We start from the raw sequence: 16,359 nt of genomic DNA, 5'->3' as shown, positions 1-16,359 counted from the left end.
AGGCAATCTCGCCTCGGGACTTTGGAGATCGATATGACTACTCAGAACCTCAGCGGCAAAGTGGCTTTGATTCAAGGCGGTTCCCGCGGCATCGGCGCGGCCATCGTCAAGCGCCTGGCGGCTGAAGGCGCGGCAGTCGCCTTTACCTACGTCAGCTCCACGGCCAAGGCCGAAGAGCTGCAGAACAGCATCATTGGGAACGGCGGCAAAGCCCTGGCCATCAAGGCTGACAGCGCCGACGCCGAAGCCATTCGTGGCGCGGTGACCGCCACCGTGGAAGCCTTTGGCCAACTGGATATCCTGGTCAACAACGCAGGCGTGCTGGCCGTTGCGCCACTGGAAGATTTCAAGCTCGAAGACTTCGACCAGACACTGGCCATCAACGTGCGCAGCGTGTTCATCGCCACCCAGGCCGCCGCCCGGCACATGACCGCAGGCGGTCGCATCATCAACATCGGCAGCACCAACGCCGATCGCATGCCCTTCGCCGGTGGCGGCCCGTACGCGATGAGCAAGTCGGCACTGGTCGGCCTGACCAAGGGCCTGGCCCGCGATCTTGGCCCGAAAGGCATCACCATCAACAACGTGCAACCGGGGCCGGTCGACACGGACATGAACCCGGCCGACGGTGATTTCGCCGACAGCCTGATTCCACTGATGGCCGTCGGCCGTTACGGCAAAGCCGAAGAAATTGCCAGTTTCGTCGCCTACCTCGTCGGTCCCGAGGCCGGCTACATCACCGGTGCGAGCCTGACCATCGACGGTGGTTTCGGCGCTTGATGAGTTAGAGGTCAATCAAATGTGGGAGCTTGCTCCCACATTGTCCGTTGTCAGGCCCATTCGAGGGCCGGCAAACCACAAGCACTTGGCTTGAACGCTTTCAGCGTGCGAAGAATGCCATCGGCGTGTGCGTATTTTTCGTCAGCCATGGCCGCATCGGGAATCGCAATCGCCGTCATCCCCGCCGCTTTCGCCGCCGTGACGCCAAAGGGTGAATCTTCGAACACGAGGCAATCTTGCGGGGCGACACCCAGGCGCCGGGCTGCGGTGAGGAAAATATCCGGCGCCGGTTTGGCTGCGCCGACTTCCGGGTCATCGGCCGTGACGATGATGTCGAACAGCGCGAACCAGTCGCGGTGCAAGGTGGTTTTCTGGCCGAATGACTGGCTCGAAGAGCTGGTACCCACCGCAATGGGGATGTTATTGGCCTTCAGATGCCGTACCAGTTCCTGTGCGCCAGGCATGGCCTGAGCGGTAGGAAAACGCTCGCGCATCAGGGGTTCGCGGATCACCAGGAACTCTTCGGCACTCATGGGCAGGTCCAGCGCCTTGACCACATAGCGCGCCAGATCACCCGCACCACGACCGATGATGTTCTGCTTGATGCTCCAGTCGAACGTGCGCCCATAGCGCTCGGCAATGATCGACGTGACCTCGGTGTAGATGCCCTCGGTGTCCAGCAACAAGCCGTCCATATCGAATATCACAGCCTTGATCGGGCCGAACTCATCCAGCGCTGCACTCATCGCATCTGATCCGTTTTCAACATCATCCCAGGCGGCTCGATTGCGGCCGGCTCGATGACTGATTAAAGGTTTCAGCAGCATAACGAGCGCAGCCGGCTCAGGGCAACGGGCACCTGATGTTTCAATACACAGATAATCGCGACGCCGCTCAATCCTGGTCGTCCTCATCCTCAAACTCGGTGTTGCCCACGTCGCCCGCGTCATCCGAATCGTTGAGCGGCACCGTGGCGTCATCCATCAGAGAACCCGGATCTTCATTACCGGGATCATTGATGAACGGCAGTCCACTTGGGCCCTTTTCTTCCTTGCCTTCGGTTTCCGGAGTCATGGCATGCCTCGCATTGTTCTGGGGGGTGTATCACGTTCGAGGCGACGCTCAGTCAAACGTTCCAGCGCCCTGCCGACGGAAACGAAAAACCCGGCGCGCGTCCGGGTTTTGGGTGGAGTGCGACACCCCGTCAGTGATGTTTGTTTCCGTGTTTATTCTTGTGTTTATGACCGCCACCGGAATGGGAGCCGCCATTGTCGCTGCCCAGATTGTTGCCGACCGCACCACCCGCTGCCCCGCCCAGGCCTGCGCCGATGGTCGAACCGGTAGACCCACCGAGGCTGTTGCCGATCACCGAGCCCCCTGCGGAGCCCAGCCCACCGCCAATCGCGGCTTCCGTACGACTGCCCTTGGGTGCGCCGACCGCACTACCGGCGGCACCACCCACACCGGCACCAATCGCGGCACCCGTGCTGCCACCCATTTGTCCGCCGACCACATTACCCAGCGCGCCGCCAAGGCCACCGCCGACCGCCGCCGTACCATCACCGGCCGCCATCGCCAGCGGTGTGAGCAACAGGCCTAAAACCAGCGCAGGCAACGTCAAACAGCCGGACATCTTCACTTCCTTGCTTTTAGTCATGGGGGCCATGGCATGCCTCGTATTCAATGGGCTTATCACTTGGAGGCAACGCAGAGAAAATCGTTCATAAACGAAAAAGCCCGGCGTCGAGCCGGGCTTTTTGAGTCGCCGATCAGAATCAGTGACGCTTGTGACCATTGGCCAGGTTGCTACCAACGCCGCCGCCCAATGCACCACCCAGACCTGCACCGATAGTCGAACCGGCCTTGCCGCCCAGGCTGTTACCGATCACCGAACCACCGGCCGCGCCAACGCCACCGCCGATAGCGGCGCTGGTGCGATGGCCTTTCTTGGCTGCAACGGCACTGCCCGCCGCGCCTGCTACGCCAGCACCGATCGCTGCGCCAGTGCTACCACCCATGCTCTGGCCCACGACGTTACCCAGCGCGCCGCCCAAACCGCCACCAACGGCAGCAGTGCCGTCGCCAGCCATTGCACCTTGAGCAACCAGAAGACCCAGAACCAAAGCAGGCAGAGTGAAACGCATGACAAAAACCTCAACAAAAAGGGTGTAAATCGAAAGGGGCGAGATTGAATGCTTTAGAGACGAAAAAGTCCAGACATGCGTGTGCTCAACCTCGTTATTGGCGACGGTTGGACAGCATTTATCGAAAAGGTTTTATGCCGGACAAAAAAAAGCCCGCTGGGGAACGGGCAGGGTGTTGCTTTCTAACGGATGAGTTGAGCCTACGTAAGGCGCTGTGAAAACTTTGTGAAAGATAATTCGCAGAAACAAACGGTTAAATAATCCGCCAGACATAAAAAACCCCGTTCAATGACGGGGTCTGCTGGCGGTTGAATCACTTCCTGACCGGTGCCGCTATCCTGGGTAAAAATTTGGCTTTCAGCACTCGGCGTGCCCTGGATTTGATCCTGTCGACCTCGGTCTGATCTTCACCGAAACTCGCCACATAGACCGTTTGTCCACACTGCACGCAATTGTTGATCGGAAACTCTGCCCCGTCGTCTTCGATATACGGATCAGCCATCTCTTCACCCCCTCTCAAATGCGTGATCGATACCGGCAAGCCCTTTGCCTGAAAAATACCCATCACCAAGCGTTTGAGACTAGCCGGTCATTACTGGACTTGATATTCAGTTTGCCAAATGCCCGACGAATGGCCCACGCGTCATCTCAGCTTCACCGCCGTCCCGGTGACAAACACCACGACCATTCCACCCTTCCCGGCCGGCATGCTGATCTCATAATTGAGTCCCACCAGCGCATCCGCTTGAAGCGCCCGGGCCCGCTCCTTGATTTCGTCAGTGGCCTGGATTCGCGCTTCCTGCAGCGCACGCTCCAGGGTCTGGGAGCGCCCACCGAAAAAGTCACGCATCCCGGCGAAGACATCACGCACAACATTGACGCCCTGTACCGACTCGGCGCTGACGATATTCAGGTAGGCGGTGATTTGACGGCCTTCGATGGCGTGGGTCGTGGTGGTGATCATTGGTTTTCCTTCCTGCTCAGGTATTGAGCCAGCGCGTCGAATGCCGGCAATGTCACAGGATCATTGGCGGAGTTGCTGGCAACCGGATGCGATGCGTAGCGAACGATTACCATCTCGGCCTTCGGGTCGATAGAGATACGTTAGTTGCATCGATTTTCCAAACTGACATATCACACGTCAGCCCCTTGTCCTCCATCAAACCGAAAGCACCTTTGCTTGAAGCCATGCCCCGTCAGAAATTGACCCGCCAAAAACACAAAACCCCCGGCTTCTTTCGAAACCAGGGGTTTTGTTTACATCGAATGTGGCGGTGAAGGAGAGATTCGAACTCTCGATACAGTTTCCTGTATACACACTTTCCAGGCGTGCTCCTTAAGCCACTCGGACACTTCACCGTATCTCTTCAAACATGTTCTGTCTGTCGAGGCGCGCTAATGTAGTCGAAAGCTTTTCTGTTGGCAAACATTTTTTTGAGAATTTTCATGCGCTTAACTCGATCGGGGGTTTCGAACCGATGAAGGCAATGGCAAACCGGCCATTCTCCGGCTCCGGCCGCCCTTCTATATAGAGGGCAATGCATGGCGGGCGTGGCGCAGCCTGCTTGCCGGGCACGCAAAGCGTGACTGGCGGGTCAGTCACGGCGCTTTACCTGGCCTGTGACGGTGAGTAACGTCTGCCCAACTTTATTAAAAGGACTAGCGTCATGAGTGAGTTGATTTCCTACCATCTCGAAGACGGTATCGCGACCCTGACCTTGAGCAATGGCAAGGTGAATGCCATCTCTCCGGACGTGATTGCTGCGTTTAACGCTGCGCTGGATCAGGCGGTGACTGATCGGGCGGTGGTGATCATTACCGGTACGCCCGGGATTCTCTCGGGCGGTTACGACCTGAAAGTGATGACGTCCGGCCCCAAGGAAGCGGTCTCGCTGGTGACTGCCGGCTCGACGCTGGCCCGTCGCCTGTTGTCGCACCCATTCCCGGTGATTTTGGCGTGCACTGGTCATGCGGTGGCCAAGGGTGCCTTCCTGCTGTTGTCGGCCGACTACCGTATCGGTACGGACGGCCCGTTCAGCATTGGCCTGAACGAAGTGCAGATCGGCATGACCATGCACCACGCCGGCATCGAGATCGCCCGTGATCGCTTGAGCAAATCGGCGTTCCCGCGTTCGGTCATCAACGGTGAGATGTTCAACCCGAAGAGCGCCGTGGATGCCGGCTTCCTCGACGTCGTGGTGTCGGCCGAAGAACTGCAAGGCGCAGCATTGGCTGCGGCTCGTCAGTTGAAGAAGATCAACATGACGGCGCACAAGAACACCAAACTGAAAGTGCGCAAAGCGTTTTTGGAAGCCCTGGATAACGCAATCATCCTGGATCAGGAACATCTGGGCTAATCCAAGCCGGCAATAACGAAGAGCCCGACCGTCGCGTCGGGCTTTTTCGCACCTGCTCCGTTGAAAAAGCCTGCAACCGCTCTGGCATGCGTCTGACCCATCAGTCGGAAACATGCGCTCAAACATCGTCTATCTCCTACCTATATAACGGCAATTGCCGAAAACAGTGCACATCCGTACACTGCGCCACCTTTTGTCCCGGTGGGGCCTGCAAATGCTGTTTGCTTTACGTATGTCATTGATGGGCCTGCACTTTATCCTGGCAGGTATGTTGGGTGTGGTGCTCGGCCTGTGCCGCCCGTTCAATCCGGACAACAGCCGTTTATGCGCGCGCCTCTATTCATGGCCAGCAATGTGCATTTTGCGCTTGCGGGTAAAAGCCGATGTCGGCCCCTTGATGAACAAACCCGACAGCTGCGTGATCATCGCCAACCACCAGTCCAACTATGATCTGTTCGTGTTTGGCAACGTGGTGCCCCGGCGCACCGTATGCATCGGCAAAAAGAGCCTGAAATGGGTTCCCCTGTTCGGCCAGTTGTTCTGGCTGGCCGGCAATGTGCTGATCGATCGCGGCAATGCGCAGAAGGCGCGCCAATCGATGCTGACCACCACGCACACCCTGCAAAACGAAGACACCTCGATTTGGGTCTTCCCGGAAGGCACACGCAATCTGGGCGAAGAGCTGTTGCCGTTCAAGAAAGGCGCCTTCCAAATGGCGATCGCTGCCGGGGTGCCGATCGTGCCGGTGTGTGTCAGCAGTTACGTCAATCACATGCGATTGAACCGCTGGCGCAGTGGGAAAATTCTGATTCGCTCGCTACCGGCCATTCCCACGGCGGGTTTGAGCCTGGATGACATGCCCATGCTGATGGCCCAATGCCGAGAGCAGATGCGTGAATGCATCGACTCGATGGACCGACAACTGCAAGCCGCCTGAAAGAAACCCGCCTTGTGCGGGTTTTCTTTTGACTGCGAACTTTTGCCTGCGAACTCAGCAGATTTCACTGACTCTCAAGCAGTAGAGAGGATTAAGCTGATCACTGCCTGCCACGGCCATTTGCCAATAGATTGCTGCCAATAAGAAGTGAAAAAACATCATGGGTAGAGTTGTTGCTGCTGCGGTTTACAGCGCCGGGAAGAAAGTCACCAATATCACCCTCGATGAAGGCGCGGCCTGGGCTGCAAAGCCCGGTCACTTCGTCTGGATCGGCCTCGAAGAGCCGAACGAAGAGGAACTGTATAACCTGCAACGCCAGTTCAACCTGCACGAACTGGCGATTGAAGATGCCCTGGAGAAACACAGCCGGCCGAAACTGGAAACCTTCGGCGATGCACTGTTCATCGTCACCTATTCCCCCATCATGGAAGACGGCAAACTCAAGTTTATCGAGACTCATATCTTTGCCGGCAAGGGCTACATCATCACGGCCCGCAACGGACATTCGGCGTCCTACGCCTATGTCCGACAACGGTGTGAGGCGCGTCCGCTGTTGCTGGAGCACGGGGAAGATTTCGTACTCTATGCCATCCTCGATTTCGTCATCGAGAACTACCAACCGATGGGCGAAGCCATTCATGCCCGTATCGATGAGTTGGAACGCAACGTCCTGTGCGGCTCGCTGAATGAGCGCGACATCCAGAACCTGCACAGTCTGCGCCGGGACGTATTGCGGCTGCGCCGGTACGCGGCACCGATGGTGGAGATAGGTGAGGAACTGCAAAAGCTGAACTTCCCGTTCATCGACAAGAACATGCGCCCGTACTTCCGCGATGTGCAAATCCATGTCACCCGACAGCTGGAAGACCTGACGACCCTGGCCGATATTGCCAGCCAGACCATCGAGGTCGGGGTATTGCTGGAGGCTTCACGCCAGAGCGTGGTGCAGCGCAAGTTCGCGGCATGGGCGGCGATTCTGGCGTTCCCGACGGCGGTGGCGGGGATTTACGGGATGAACTTCCAGAACATGCCGGAGCTGAGCTGGCACTACGGGTATTTCGCGGTGCTGGGATTTATTACGGTGGGGTGTGTGGGTTTGTGGGCGAGTTTCAAGAAGTCAGGCTGGCTTTGACAAACGCTGTGGCGAGGGAGCTTGCTCCCTCGCCACAGGTGTGATGCCGCCGTCTTACACCGCCTGATTTTCCGGCTTGTGTGCCACAAATCGCATCATCCACTCGGCCACCGTGGTGCCGTGGTGTTCATGCTCCAGGCTCTGGATACCTTTAGAGAAAATCTCTTCTCCCAGCGCTTGCTGGCGAATTTCCAGCAGTGCCCGCGAATAGTCGTGGATGAACTCGGGGTGGCCCTGGAAGCACAGCACTTGATCGTTGATGTGGTACGCGGCAAACGGGCAGAAATCGCTGGAGGCAATCACCGTGGCGTTTTCCGGAAGCGCTGTGACCTGATCCTGGTGGCTGATCAACAACGTCAGCTCTTCCTTCAGCGGACTCATCCACGGCGCCTTGGCTGCGAGTTTGTATTGATGGGTGCCGACGCCCCAGCCCTGGATGGCGCGCTCACTCTTGCCGCCCAGCAACAGGGCCAGCAATTGATGACCGAAGCACACGCCCAGCAGCTTGTCGCCACGTTCGTAGCGGGTCAGCAGGTAGGTCTTGAGGGTCTGGATCCAGGGGTCGGTGCCGAAGGAATCGGCCTTGCTGCCGGTGACCAGGTAAGCGTCGAAGGTCAGCTCATCGCTCGGGTACTCACCCTGCATCACGTTGTAGACGGTGAACTCGGCGGCGATGGGTTGCTGCGAAAACAGGCGCTTGAACATCTGCCCGTAGCCCTGGTACTGGTCAACCAATTCCGGACGCAGGATGTCGGTTTCCAGAATGCAGATGCGTAACGACATAAAAAATACCTGACACGTGATGGGAATAATGCACACCCCAGAGCCTGCCTTGAAACACAGTGGCAAGGCAAGCCCCGGCATGCATCAATCCCCCCTTAAAACGCCTCCCCCTTGGCGGCTTTCTCCAGCAGCAGTGCCGGCGGCGCGAAGCGTTCACCATATTGTCCGGCCAGGTACTGGGCACGGGCAACAAAGTCTTGGACCCCGTATTGATTGATGAACTGCAGTGCCCCGCCGGTCCACGCCGCGAAGCCGATGCCGAAGATCGAGCCGACGTTGGCATCCGCCGTCGACGTCAGCACGCCCTCCTCCAGGCAGCGCACGGTTTCGATGGCCTGCACGAACAGCAGCCGATCGCGCACGTCCTTGGGTGAAATCTGTCCGTCAACCTTCTCAAACCGGGTTTTCAACCCTGGCCAGAGATGCTTCTGGCCGCCTGCGGGATAGTCGTAGAAACCACCTCCTGCGGCCTTGCCCGGGCGCTTGTACTCATTGAGCAGCAGGTCAATTACAGCGAAGGCCGGATGCTCGACCAGCGGTTTGCCTTCGGCTTGCAAGTCTTTGGCGGTTTGCTGGCGGATATGGCTCATCAGACTGAGGGAAACCTCGTCAGAGATCGCCAACGGACCGATGGGCATGCCGGCCTTGCGCGCTTCGGTCTCGATCATCGGCGCGCTGATGCCTTCACCGAGCATGGCGATGCCTTCATTGGTGAACGTGCCGAACACCCGCGACGTGAAGAAACCACGACTGTCGTTGACCACAATCGGGGTTTTCTTGATTTGCAGGACGAAGTCAAACCCGCGAGCCAGGGTTTCATCGCTGGTGTTGGCCCCCTTGATGATTTCCACCAGGGCCATTTTGTCCACGGGACTGAAGAAATGCAGGCCGATGAACTTGCTCTGGTCCGGCACCGCCGTGGCCAGGCCGCTGATCGGTAGGGTCGATGTGTTGGAAGCGATCACCGCGTCCGGGCCGACGACCTTTTGCGCAGCCAGGGAGACTTTGGCCTTCAGTTCGCGGTCTTCAAACACCGCTTCAATGATCAGATCGCAACCGGCCAGATCTGCATCGTCTTCAGTGGTCTGAATGCGCGCCAGAATGCCTTCTCGCTGCTCGGCACTCATTTGCCCGCGTGCGACTTTCTTGTCCAGCAGCGCCGCCGAATGCGCCTTGCCCTTCTCTGCTGCCGCGAGGTTGATGTCCTTGAGCACCACGTTGATGCCGGCAGAGGCGCTGACAAAGGCAATGCCCGCGCCCATCATCCCGGCACCGAGCACCCCGACCTTCTGCGTGACGTACGGGGCAAAGCCCTGGGGTCGCGAGCCACCGGCATTGATTTCATTGAGCTGGAACCAGAAGGTGCCGATCAGGTTCTTCGAGACCTGGCCGGTGGTCAGCTCGGTGAAGTAGCGCGTTTCGATCAGATGCGCGGTGTCAAAGTCGACCTGGGCGCCTTCCACGGCGGCGCAGAGGATTTTCTCCGGCGCCGGCAGGCAGCCCTGGGTCTTGCTGCGCAGGATCGACGGCGCAATGGCCAGCATCTGCGCAACTTTCGGGTTCGATGGCGTACCACCGGGAATCTGATAACCCTTCACGTCCCAGCGTTGCAGCGCTACCGGGTTAGCGACAATCCAGGCTCGCGCCTTGGCCATCAGTTCTTCGTGATCGGCTGCCAACTCGTCGATCAACCCCACCTGCATTGCCTGCTGTGGCCGTATTTTTTTGCCTTCGAGCAGATACGGCAGGGCTTTTTCCAGGCCGAGCATGCGCACCATGCGCACCACCCCGCCGCCGCCCGGCAGCAGACCCAGGGTCACTTCCGGCAAGCCGAGTTGGACCGACGGATGATCCAGCGCCACGCGATGATGGCAGGCCAGGCAGATCTCCCAGCCACCGCCCAATGCCGCGCCGTTGATCGCGGCGACCACCGGTTTGCCAAAGGTTTCCAGGGTGCGCAGTTGTCCCTTGAGGGTCAGCACCATTTCGTAAAAGGCTTTGGCCTCAGGCTTGCCGACTTTGATCAGCTCATTGAGATCGCCGCCGGCGAAGAAGGTTTTCTTGGCTGAGGTGATGATGACGCCGGCGATGGCGTCCTTGCCGGCGACCAGACGGGCGACGCAGTCTGCCATGGCTTCACGGTAAACCGCGTTCATGGTGTTGGCGCTCTGGCCCGGCATGTCGATGGTCAGCACGACGATCCGGTCCTGGCCTTTTTCATAACGTATGGCTTGGGTCATGTCACTTGTCCTTGAATTCGGGGCTCAGAGGCGTTCGATGATGGTGGCAATGCCCATGCCGCCGCCGACACACAGGGTCGCGAGGCCATAGCGCAGGCGCCGGCTTTCCAGTTCATCGAGCAAGGTGCCGAGAATCGCGCAGCCGGTGGCGCCCAACGGATGACCCATGGCGATGGAGCCACCGTTGACGTTGACCTTGTTCGGATCGACGGCCATGTCCTTGATGAACTTCAACACCACCGAGGCAAACGCCTCGTTGACCTCGAACAGATCAATGTCTTCCACCCGCAGCCCGGCCTTGGCCAGTGCCTTTCGGGTGGCGGGCGCAGGGCCGGTGAGCATGATGGTCGGGTCGGTACTGGTCACTGCCGTGGCGACAATCCGCGCCCTGGGCTGCAAGCCCAACGCCCGGCCCTTGGCCTCCGAGCCGATCAGCATCAACGCCGCGCCATCGACGATCCCGGAACTGTTGCCGGGTGTATGCACGTGATTGATCCGCTCCACATGGCTGTAGACCCGCAGCGCGGTGGCATCGAAGCCCATCTGCCCGATCATCTCAAAACTGGGCTTGAGTTTGCCCAGGCCCTCGAGGGTCGAGTCGGCACGGATGAACTCATCGTGATCGAGCAGGATGATGCCGTTCTGGTCCCGCACCGGCACCAGCGATTTGTTGAACGAGCCATTGGCCCGCGCCCGCGCGGCTTTTTGCTGGGAATGCAGCGCATAGGCATCGGCGTCCACGCGGCTGAAGCCTTCAAGGGTCGCGATCAGATCGGCACCCACGCCCTGGGGCGTGAAGTGGCTGTGCAGATTGGTCTGCGGGTCCAGTGCCCAGGCCCCTCCATCGCTGCCCATCGGGACTCGGGACATGGACTCGACTCCACCGACCACCACCAGGTCTTCAAAACCGGAACGAACCTTCATGGCCCCGAGGTTCACCGCCTCCAGCCCCGACGCGCAGAAACGATTGATCTGCACCCCCGCCACGCTGACGTCCCAATCCGCCACCTGAGCGGCGGTTTTGGCGATATCGGCGCCTTGATCGCCGACCGGTGTCACACAGCCAAGCACCACGTCATCGACCTGACGGGTATCGAGGTCGGTTCGCTGTTGCAGCGCCGTGAACAACCCGGCCACCAGGTTCACCGGTTTGACACTGTGCAAGGCGCCATCAGCCTTGCCTTTGCCACGGGGCGTGCGTATCGCGTCGAAAATCAAAGCTTGGGTCATGACGTCCTCGAACCGCAGTGCAGGTGAGTAAACACAGAGCCCCCACTCTTGTCCCCGGACGCAAGGGATTCAATGACCGCAGCGCTCACTGGCGTTGACGGACACGCTCAGACGGACGGTAGTCCGCGACACAATTGGCTGCTTGCGGACACGCAAGCGTCTAGCAAAAGGCCGCCCAAGAAGCTGGCAATAGGCCTCATGCCTTTTTAATAGCATCTAGTTGGATTTCCATACGAAATGGATCTAAATCAAGCGAGACGCGGGCTCTAAGGTGAAGTTATACGAAGTTGTCGTCGGGTTTTGCCGAGGCGCTCGTCCTACAGGAAGTGCAACGCTTGCCGTCATGGAGATATGTAGGCAGGCATCAGGAAATAACAAAAAAGGCGGTCAAGCCATGTTCAAACAATCGAAAGTTCGTCAAGCCGGGCTCATTCTTTTCGCCACCACATTGCTGTTGATTTTGCCGAACCTGACCAAGGTGATCGGCTAGTCGGTCATCAAACAATACGGCACCAGAGTTTTAGATCGCCACGTTAAAAAATGTGACTGGCTCGCTACCCGGGCCAGCGTGGCTGTGCCAACCTTTGTGGCACTTCCACGACATGGACGGCGATCCCTTGAAAACGCTCATTCTGTTCGGGGCCTTGCTCATCAGCACGCCCCTGTATGCCGCACAGCTGAACCTTGAGCTGGGCGCGAGCAATCGCACCTGGCAGACCGAGGAGCTGCTCAAGCATCCTCAAGCCCAGACCATCACGATCACCAACGACGTTTCCTATAAACGGGACATGAGCTATCGCGCCGTGCCCCTGTCTGTACTGCTGACCGGCATACAGCCGGACGACCATCTGCAAGCCGTGGCCCTGGACGGTTTCGCCGCCGAGATGGCCGCTGCGCCGCTGCTCAATACCCAAGGCGCGCGCGCCTGGCTGGCGATCGAGGATCCGGCCAAACCCTGGCCGCCGCTGTCCGAAGGCAAGCCCAGCGCCGGGCCGTTCTACCTGGTCTGGACCAACCCGCAAGCGGGCAATATCAGCCCGGAGCAGTGGCCGTTCGAAGTCGCGAGCATCAAGCGCATGGCTCCGGTGGCCGAACGCTTCCCTGCCCTGCTACCCGATCCTGCGTTGAAGGCGGACGATCCGGTCAACAAGGGTTTTGCGCTGTTTCAGAAAAACTGCCTGGCCTGTCATCGCCTCAATGGTGCCGGTGACGCGCAATTCGGACCGGACCTGAATATTCCCTACAACCCGACCGAGTACTTCGGCGCGGACTTCCTCAAGCGCTATATCCGTGATCCGCAGAGTTTGCGCCAGTGGCCGCAAGCGAAGATGCCCGGATTCTCGGCCGAGGTGTTGCCGGATGAGGATCTGGGCATGCTGGTGGGGTATTTGAAGCATATGGTTGGGCGCAAGGTGAAGCCCTGATCACATTCCCCTTGTAGGAGCTGGCAAGCCAGCTCCTACAGAGATGTGCGCTGTTGCTATTTATTGTTGTTGCACTGAGATAACCGGCGCCAGCACCGGCGTCGGTGAAACAAACACCTTGGCATGCATCTGTTCACAGCCGCCGCCACGGCGCATCCCGCGCACCGGGCACGCATCCAGATAATCCAGGCCCACCGCCAGTTTCAAGTGGCGCTCAGGCCGGGCCAGTTCATTGGTCACGTCAAAACTGTACCAGCCGTCATCGAGCCAGGCTTCGGCCCAGGCATGGCTGGCCAGGTGTTCGCTGTTTTCGCTGTACAGGTAGCCCGAGACATACCGCGCCGGAATCCCCAGGCTGCGGGCACAGGCGAGGAACGCGTGGGTGTGGTCCTGGCACACGCCCGAACGACCCGCGAAGGCCTGGGCCGCGCTGGTGTCCACTTCGGTGGCGCCTGGCGTGTAGGTCATGTGCTGGTTCAGGCCATGCATCAAGTCGATCAGCGCCGTGCGATCCCGACGTTGCTTGCACTCCTTTTCGGCAAACGCGCGCAGGGCTGCGTCGGCTTCGGTCAGGCGCGTGAAGCGCACGAACGGCAGCGCTGACTGGCTTTCGTGCTCGGCTTCGCGCAACTCGTCGATGTCGACCTGACCACGGGCGCCGATGATGATCGCTTCGTGCGGTTCGTCCATCGTCAGCACGTGCAGGATGTTGCCGAACGGATCGAGTTGCGCGCGCACCGGCCGCGGCAGGTCAAGCTGCCAACTGAGCACGTGCTGACGCTCGCTGTCATGGGGGGTCAGTCGCAGGTACTGGATGCTCGCCCGCACCTGATCTTCGTAGTGATAGGTGGTCTCGTGGCTAATCGAAAGTCTCATGCCGCCTCCAGATAAGAACTGTGAATCGCGTTACCCAGCTGGCGCACCAGTGGGATGAACTCGGTGAGCCAGGCGTGCAGGCCTTCGTTGAGAATTTCGTTGATGCCGGTGTAGCGCAGTCGCGCGTCCATTTCCGCAGCCAGGCGCTGCGCGGGACGACCGTTGGCCCCTGGCAACTGGGCAAGGATCTGGTCGATTTCTTCGGTGCACGCCCGCAGGGAGCGCGGCACATCCGCCCGCAGCAACAGCAACTCGGCCACATGCCGGGCGCCGGGGGCGTCGCGATAAATTTCGGTGTAGGCCTCGAATGACGACAAGGCCCGCAGCAAGGCACTCCACTGGTAGTACGCGTGGGCCGTGCCATCGCTGACCGCTTCGGCCTGATCACCCGCCATCTCGTAGCGGGCATCGAGCAGGCGCAGCGTGTTGTCGGCGCGCTCGATGAAGGTCCCCAGGCGAATGAAGCGGAACGCATCGTTACGCATGATCGTGCCGTAGGACGCGCCCCGAAACAGGTGGGAACGTTCCTTGATCCACTCGCAGAAACGGCTCATGCCGTAGCGACTCAAGCCTTGCTCGGCAATACCGCGAATTTCCAGCCAGGTCGCGTTGATGTTTTCCCACATGTCAGCGGTGATTCGGCCACGTACCGCGTGGGCACTGGCCCGCGCGGCACCGAGGCAACTGTAGATGCTGGCCGGATTGGCCGCATCCAGGGCGAAAAAATGCAGCAGTCGTTCGGCGTGCAATTCGCCGTGGCGTTCGAGGTAATCATCCAGGGTGCCGGTGATCAGCAGCGGCATGGCCAGTTCGTGCAGGCCGTCACCGCGTCCATCCTGTGGCATCAGCGACAGCGAATAACTGATGTCGAGCATCCGTGCGAGGTTTTCCGCCCGCTCCAGGTAACGCGACATCCAATACAGATCCGAGGCAGTTCTACTTAACATGACAGGCTTCCTTCAATCCTCGACCACCCAGGTGTCCTTGGTTCCGCCGCCCTGGGAGGAGTTCACCACCAGGGAGCCTTCGCGCAGGGCGACACGGGTCAAACCACCGGGCACGACCCGGGTTTCGCGACCAGACAATACAAACGGACGCAGGTCGATGTGGCGTGGCGCGATGCCGCTTTCGACAAAGGTCGGACAGGTCGACAACGACAGCGTCGGTTGCGCGATATAGGCATGGGGCTTGGCAATGATCCGCGCGCGGAAGGCTTCGATTTCCGCCGCCGTCGCCGCCGGCCCCACCAGCATTCCGTAGCCGCCGGAGCCCTGGGTTTCCTTGACCACCAGTTCCGGCAAATGGGCCAGTACGTGGGAAAGTTCCGAGGGATTACGGCACTGCCAGGTTGGTACGTTCTTCAGGATTGGCTCTTCATCCAGATAGAAACGAATCATGTCGGTAACGAACGGGTACACCGACTTGTCGTCCGCCACCCCGGTGCCGATGGCATTGGCCAACACGACATTGCCGGATCGGTACGACGACAGCAGCCCTGGCACGCCGAGCATCGAGTCCGGATTGAATGCCAGCGGGTCGAGGAAGGCGTCGTCGAGGCGGCGGTAGATCACATCGACGGCTTTTGGCCCGTCAGTGGTGCGCATGAACACCTTGTCGTCACGCACGAACAGGTCCGCGCCCTCCACCAGTTCCACGCCCATTTCCCGCGCGAGGAACGCATGTTCGAAAAACGCGCTGTTGAAGCGCCCCGGCGTCAGCACCACGACGCTCGGGTTGTCGATCGGGCTGGAGCTTTTCAGGGTATCGAGCAGCAGGTTCGGGTAGTGGTCGATGGGGGCGATGCGTTGCGCCGCGAACAGTTCGGGGAACAGCCGCATCATCATCTTGCGGTCTTCGAGCATGTAGCTGACGCCACTCGGCGTACGCAGGTTGTCTTCGAGCACGTAGTACGTGCCATCGCCATCGCGCACCAGATCGACGCCCGAGATATGCGAGTAGATATCGCGGTGCAGATCCAGCCCTTGCATTGCCAACTGGTATTGCTCGTTGGCCAGCACCTGCTCGGCCGGAATGATGCCGGCCTTGATGATGCGTTGCTCGTGATAGAGGTCGGCGAGAAACATGTTCAACGCCTTGACCCGCTGGATGCAGCCGCGCTCGACAATGCGCCATTCACTGGCGGGAATGCTGCGGGGGATGGTGTCGAAGGGAATCAGTCGCTCTGTCCCTTGCTCATCACCGTAGAGCGTGAAAGTAATCCCGGCGCGATGAAACAACAGATCGGCCTCGCGTCGCCGTTGTGCCAAAAGCTCGTCAGGCGTTTCGGCCAGCCAACGGGCAAACTCCCGATAATGCGGGCGGACCTGGCCGCCGGCATCGTACATCTCATCAAAATAGGTGCGGATCATGCCGTACTCCTTGTCACCCGGACATACAGGCCTTCGCAAGGCCCGTGCCATCGGCAGAAACGCTTTGATATCAATCAGTTGGATAAT

General features: G+C 59.5%; 17 protein-coding genes, 1 tRNA gene and 1 pseudogene. 5 read left to right on the top strand and 14 right to left on the bottom strand.

What is annotated here, in order from left to right:
- The first annotated feature begins 33 nt into the window (after window positions 1-33).
- Complete coding sequence (locus F7R06_RS09180; protein WP_090323993.1) at window positions 34-780, top strand: 3-oxoacyl-ACP reductase family protein; 747 nt, start codon at window positions 34-36, stop codon at window positions 778-780.
- Between the two features lie 50 nt (window positions 781-830).
- Here the strand turns inward: F7R06_RS09180 and F7R06_RS09175 are convergent, their stop codons facing one another.
- From F7R06_RS09175 to F7R06_RS09140, 8 genes and pseudogenes are all read right to left on the bottom strand, one after another.
- Complete coding sequence (locus tag F7R06_RS09175) at window positions 831-1,526, bottom strand: HAD-IA family hydrolase (protein WP_090323995.1); 696 nt, start codon at window positions 1,524-1,526, stop codon at window positions 831-833.
- Window positions 1,527-1,674: 148 nt separating this feature from the next.
- On the bottom strand, window positions 1,675-1,854 hold the full coding sequence (locus F7R06_RS09170) for a hypothetical protein (protein WP_090323996.1): 180 nt from the start codon (window positions 1,852-1,854) through the stop codon (window positions 1,675-1,677).
- Window positions 1,855-1,984: 130 nt separating this feature from the next.
- A complete protein-coding gene (locus F7R06_RS09165; RefSeq protein WP_425530740.1) occupies window positions 1,985-2,437 on the bottom strand; it encodes a glycine zipper domain-containing protein in 453 nt (150 codons plus the stop codon).
- Between the two features lie 118 nt (window positions 2,438-2,555).
- Window positions 2,556-2,924, bottom strand: a complete 369-nt coding sequence (locus F7R06_RS09160; RefSeq protein ID WP_090323999.1) for a bacteriocin — start codon at window positions 2,922-2,924, stop codon at window positions 2,556-2,558.
- Window positions 2,925-3,237: 313 nt separating this feature from the next.
- Window positions 3,238-3,426, bottom strand: a complete 189-nt coding sequence (locus F7R06_RS09155; protein WP_090327475.1) for a hypothetical protein — start codon at window positions 3,424-3,426, stop codon at window positions 3,238-3,240.
- Between the two features lie 141 nt (window positions 3,427-3,567).
- Window positions 3,568-3,888 (bottom strand): YbjQ family protein, encoded by a 321-nt coding sequence (locus tag F7R06_RS09150; protein ID WP_090324000.1) that lies wholly within the window; start codon window positions 3,886-3,888, stop codon window positions 3,568-3,570.
- Window positions 3,885-4,028 (bottom strand): annotated as a pseudogene (locus F7R06_RS31055) (6-aminohexanoate hydrolase); the annotation flags it as partial. The pseudogene F7R06_RS31055 and the gene F7R06_RS09150, both read right to left, overlap by 4 nt.
- A 165-nt stretch (window positions 4,029-4,193) precedes the next feature.
- Window positions 4,194-4,283 (bottom strand) — tRNA-Ser (locus tag F7R06_RS09140).
- A gap of 308 nt (window positions 4,284-4,591) precedes the next feature.
- On the opposite strand from F7R06_RS09140, the gene F7R06_RS09135 reads away from it, so the two are divergent.
- From F7R06_RS09135 to F7R06_RS09125, 3 genes are all read left to right on the top strand, one after another.
- A complete protein-coding gene (locus tag F7R06_RS09135) occupies window positions 4,592-5,281 on the top strand; it encodes a crotonase/enoyl-CoA hydratase family protein (protein ID WP_090324002.1) in 690 nt (229 codons plus the stop codon).
- Window positions 5,282-5,495: 214 nt separating this feature from the next.
- Complete coding sequence (locus tag F7R06_RS09130) at window positions 5,496-6,218, top strand: lysophospholipid acyltransferase family protein (protein WP_090324003.1); 723 nt, start codon at window positions 5,496-5,498, stop codon at window positions 6,216-6,218.
- 160 nt (window positions 6,219-6,378) lie between these two features.
- Complete coding sequence (locus tag F7R06_RS09125; protein WP_090324005.1) at window positions 6,379-7,350, top strand: magnesium and cobalt transport protein CorA; 972 nt, start codon at window positions 6,379-6,381, stop codon at window positions 7,348-7,350.
- Window positions 7,351-7,404: 54 nt separating this feature from the next.
- Here the strand turns inward: F7R06_RS09125 and F7R06_RS09120 are convergent, their stop codons facing one another.
- The 3 genes from F7R06_RS09120 to F7R06_RS09110 form a co-directional block, all read right to left on the bottom strand.
- Entirely contained in the window at window positions 7,405-8,133 is a 729-nt protein-coding gene (locus F7R06_RS09120; RefSeq protein ID WP_090324007.1) for an amidotransferase, read from the bottom strand.
- Window positions 8,134-8,228: 95 nt separating this feature from the next.
- Window positions 8,229-10,373, bottom strand: a complete 2,145-nt coding sequence (locus tag F7R06_RS09115) for a 3-hydroxyacyl-CoA dehydrogenase NAD-binding domain-containing protein (protein WP_090324008.1) — start codon at window positions 10,371-10,373, stop codon at window positions 8,229-8,231.
- Between the two features lie 24 nt (window positions 10,374-10,397).
- Window positions 10,398-11,603, bottom strand: coding sequence for an acetyl-CoA C-acetyltransferase (locus F7R06_RS09110; RefSeq protein WP_090324010.1), 1,206 nt, complete (start codon window positions 11,601-11,603; stop codon window positions 10,398-10,400).
- A 602-nt stretch (window positions 11,604-12,205) separates the two neighbouring features.
- Here F7R06_RS09110 and F7R06_RS09105 point away from each other — a divergent pair.
- Window positions 12,206-13,027, top strand: coding sequence for a c-type cytochrome (locus tag F7R06_RS09105; protein ID WP_090324012.1), 822 nt, complete (start codon window positions 12,206-12,208; stop codon window positions 13,025-13,027).
- 60 nt (window positions 13,028-13,087) lie between these two features.
- Here F7R06_RS09105 and F7R06_RS09100 read toward each other — a convergent pair whose 3' ends face one another.
- The 3 genes from F7R06_RS09100 to F7R06_RS09090 are packed head-to-tail and all read right to left on the bottom strand — an operon-like array spanning window position 13,088 to window position 16,272.
- Window positions 13,088-13,903: a transglutaminase family protein gene (locus F7R06_RS09100; protein WP_090324014.1), complete on the bottom strand. Its 816-nt coding sequence runs from the start codon at window positions 13,901-13,903 to the stop codon at window positions 13,088-13,090.
- Window positions 13,900-14,850 carry an alpha-E domain-containing protein gene (locus F7R06_RS09095; protein WP_090324015.1) on the bottom strand — a complete coding sequence of 317 codons (951 nt, stop codon included), beginning with the start codon at window positions 14,848-14,850 and terminating at the stop codon, window positions 13,900-13,902. Before F7R06_RS09095 ends, F7R06_RS09100 begins: the two co-directional genes overlap by 4 nt.
- 12 nt (window positions 14,851-14,862) lie before the next feature.
- On the bottom strand, window positions 14,863-16,272 hold the full coding sequence (locus F7R06_RS09090) for a circularly permuted type 2 ATP-grasp protein (protein WP_090324017.1): 1,410 nt from the start codon (window positions 16,270-16,272) through the stop codon (window positions 14,863-14,865).
- Between the last annotated feature and the right edge of the window lie 87 nt (window positions 16,273-16,359).

The organism is Pseudomonas moorei, assembly GCF_008801475.1.
Taxonomy (GTDB): domain Bacteria; phylum Pseudomonadota; class Gammaproteobacteria; order Pseudomonadales; family Pseudomonadaceae; genus Aquipseudomonas; species Aquipseudomonas moorei.
The sequence above is the reverse complement of the archived record's forward strand: the minus strand, read 5'-3'. Positions and strand labels throughout refer to the sequence as shown.

Bases quoted from the DNA above. Each gene is read 5' to 3' on its own strand.
- F7R06_RS09160 (WP_090323999.1), bottom strand. From the start codon at position 2,924: ATGCGTTTCACTCTGCCTGCTTTGGTTCTGGGTCTTCTGGTTGCTCAA.
- F7R06_RS09130 (WP_090324003.1), top strand. From the start codon at position 5,496: ATGCTGTTTGCTTTACGTATGTCATTGATGGGCCTGCACTTTATCCTG.
- F7R06_RS09150 (WP_090324000.1), bottom strand. From the start codon at position 3,888: ATGATCACCACCACGACCCACGCCATCGAAGGCCGTCAAATCACCGCC.
- F7R06_RS09115 (WP_090324008.1), bottom strand. From the start codon at position 10,373: ATGACCCAAGCCATACGTTATGAAAAAGGCCAGGACCGGATCGTCGTG.
- F7R06_RS09135 (WP_090324002.1), top strand. From the start codon at position 4,592: ATGAGTGAGTTGATTTCCTACCATCTCGAAGACGGTATCGCGACCCTG.
- F7R06_RS09165 (WP_425530740.1), bottom strand. From the start codon at position 2,437: ATGACTAAAAGCAAGGAAGTGAAGATGTCCGGCTGTTTGACGTTGCCT.
- F7R06_RS09125 (WP_090324005.1), top strand. From the start codon at position 6,379: ATGGGTAGAGTTGTTGCTGCTGCGGTTTACAGCGCCGGGAAGAAAGTC.
- F7R06_RS09100 (WP_090324014.1), bottom strand. From the start codon at position 13,903: ATGAGACTTTCGATTAGCCACGAGACCACCTATCACTACGAAGATCAG.
- F7R06_RS09120 (WP_090324007.1), bottom strand. From the start codon at position 8,133: ATGTCGTTACGCATCTGCATTCTGGAAACCGACATCCTGCGTCCGGAA.
- F7R06_RS09090 (WP_090324017.1), bottom strand. From the start codon at position 16,272: ATGATCCGCACCTATTTTGATGAGATGTACGATGCCGGCGGCCAGGTC.
- F7R06_RS09105 (WP_090324012.1), top strand. From the start codon at position 12,206: ATGGACGGCGATCCCTTGAAAACGCTCATTCTGTTCGGGGCCTTGCTC.
- F7R06_RS09110 (WP_090324010.1), bottom strand. From the start codon at position 11,603: ATGACCCAAGCTTTGATTTTCGACGCGATACGCACGCCCCGTGGCAAA.
- F7R06_RS09155 (WP_090327475.1), bottom strand. From the start codon at position 3,426: ATGGCTGATCCGTATATCGAAGACGACGGGGCAGAGTTTCCGATCAAC.
- F7R06_RS09095 (WP_090324015.1), bottom strand. From the start codon at position 14,850: ATGTTAAGTAGAACTGCCTCGGATCTGTATTGGATGTCGCGTTACCTG.
- F7R06_RS09180 (WP_090323993.1), top strand. From the start codon at position 34: ATGACTACTCAGAACCTCAGCGGCAAAGTGGCTTTGATTCAAGGCGGT.
- F7R06_RS09175 (WP_090323995.1), bottom strand. From the start codon at position 1,526: ATGAGTGCAGCGCTGGATGAGTTCGGCCCGATCAAGGCTGTGATATTC.
- F7R06_RS09170 (WP_090323996.1), bottom strand. From the start codon at position 1,854: ATGACTCCGGAAACCGAAGGCAAGGAAGAAAAGGGCCCAAGTGGACTG.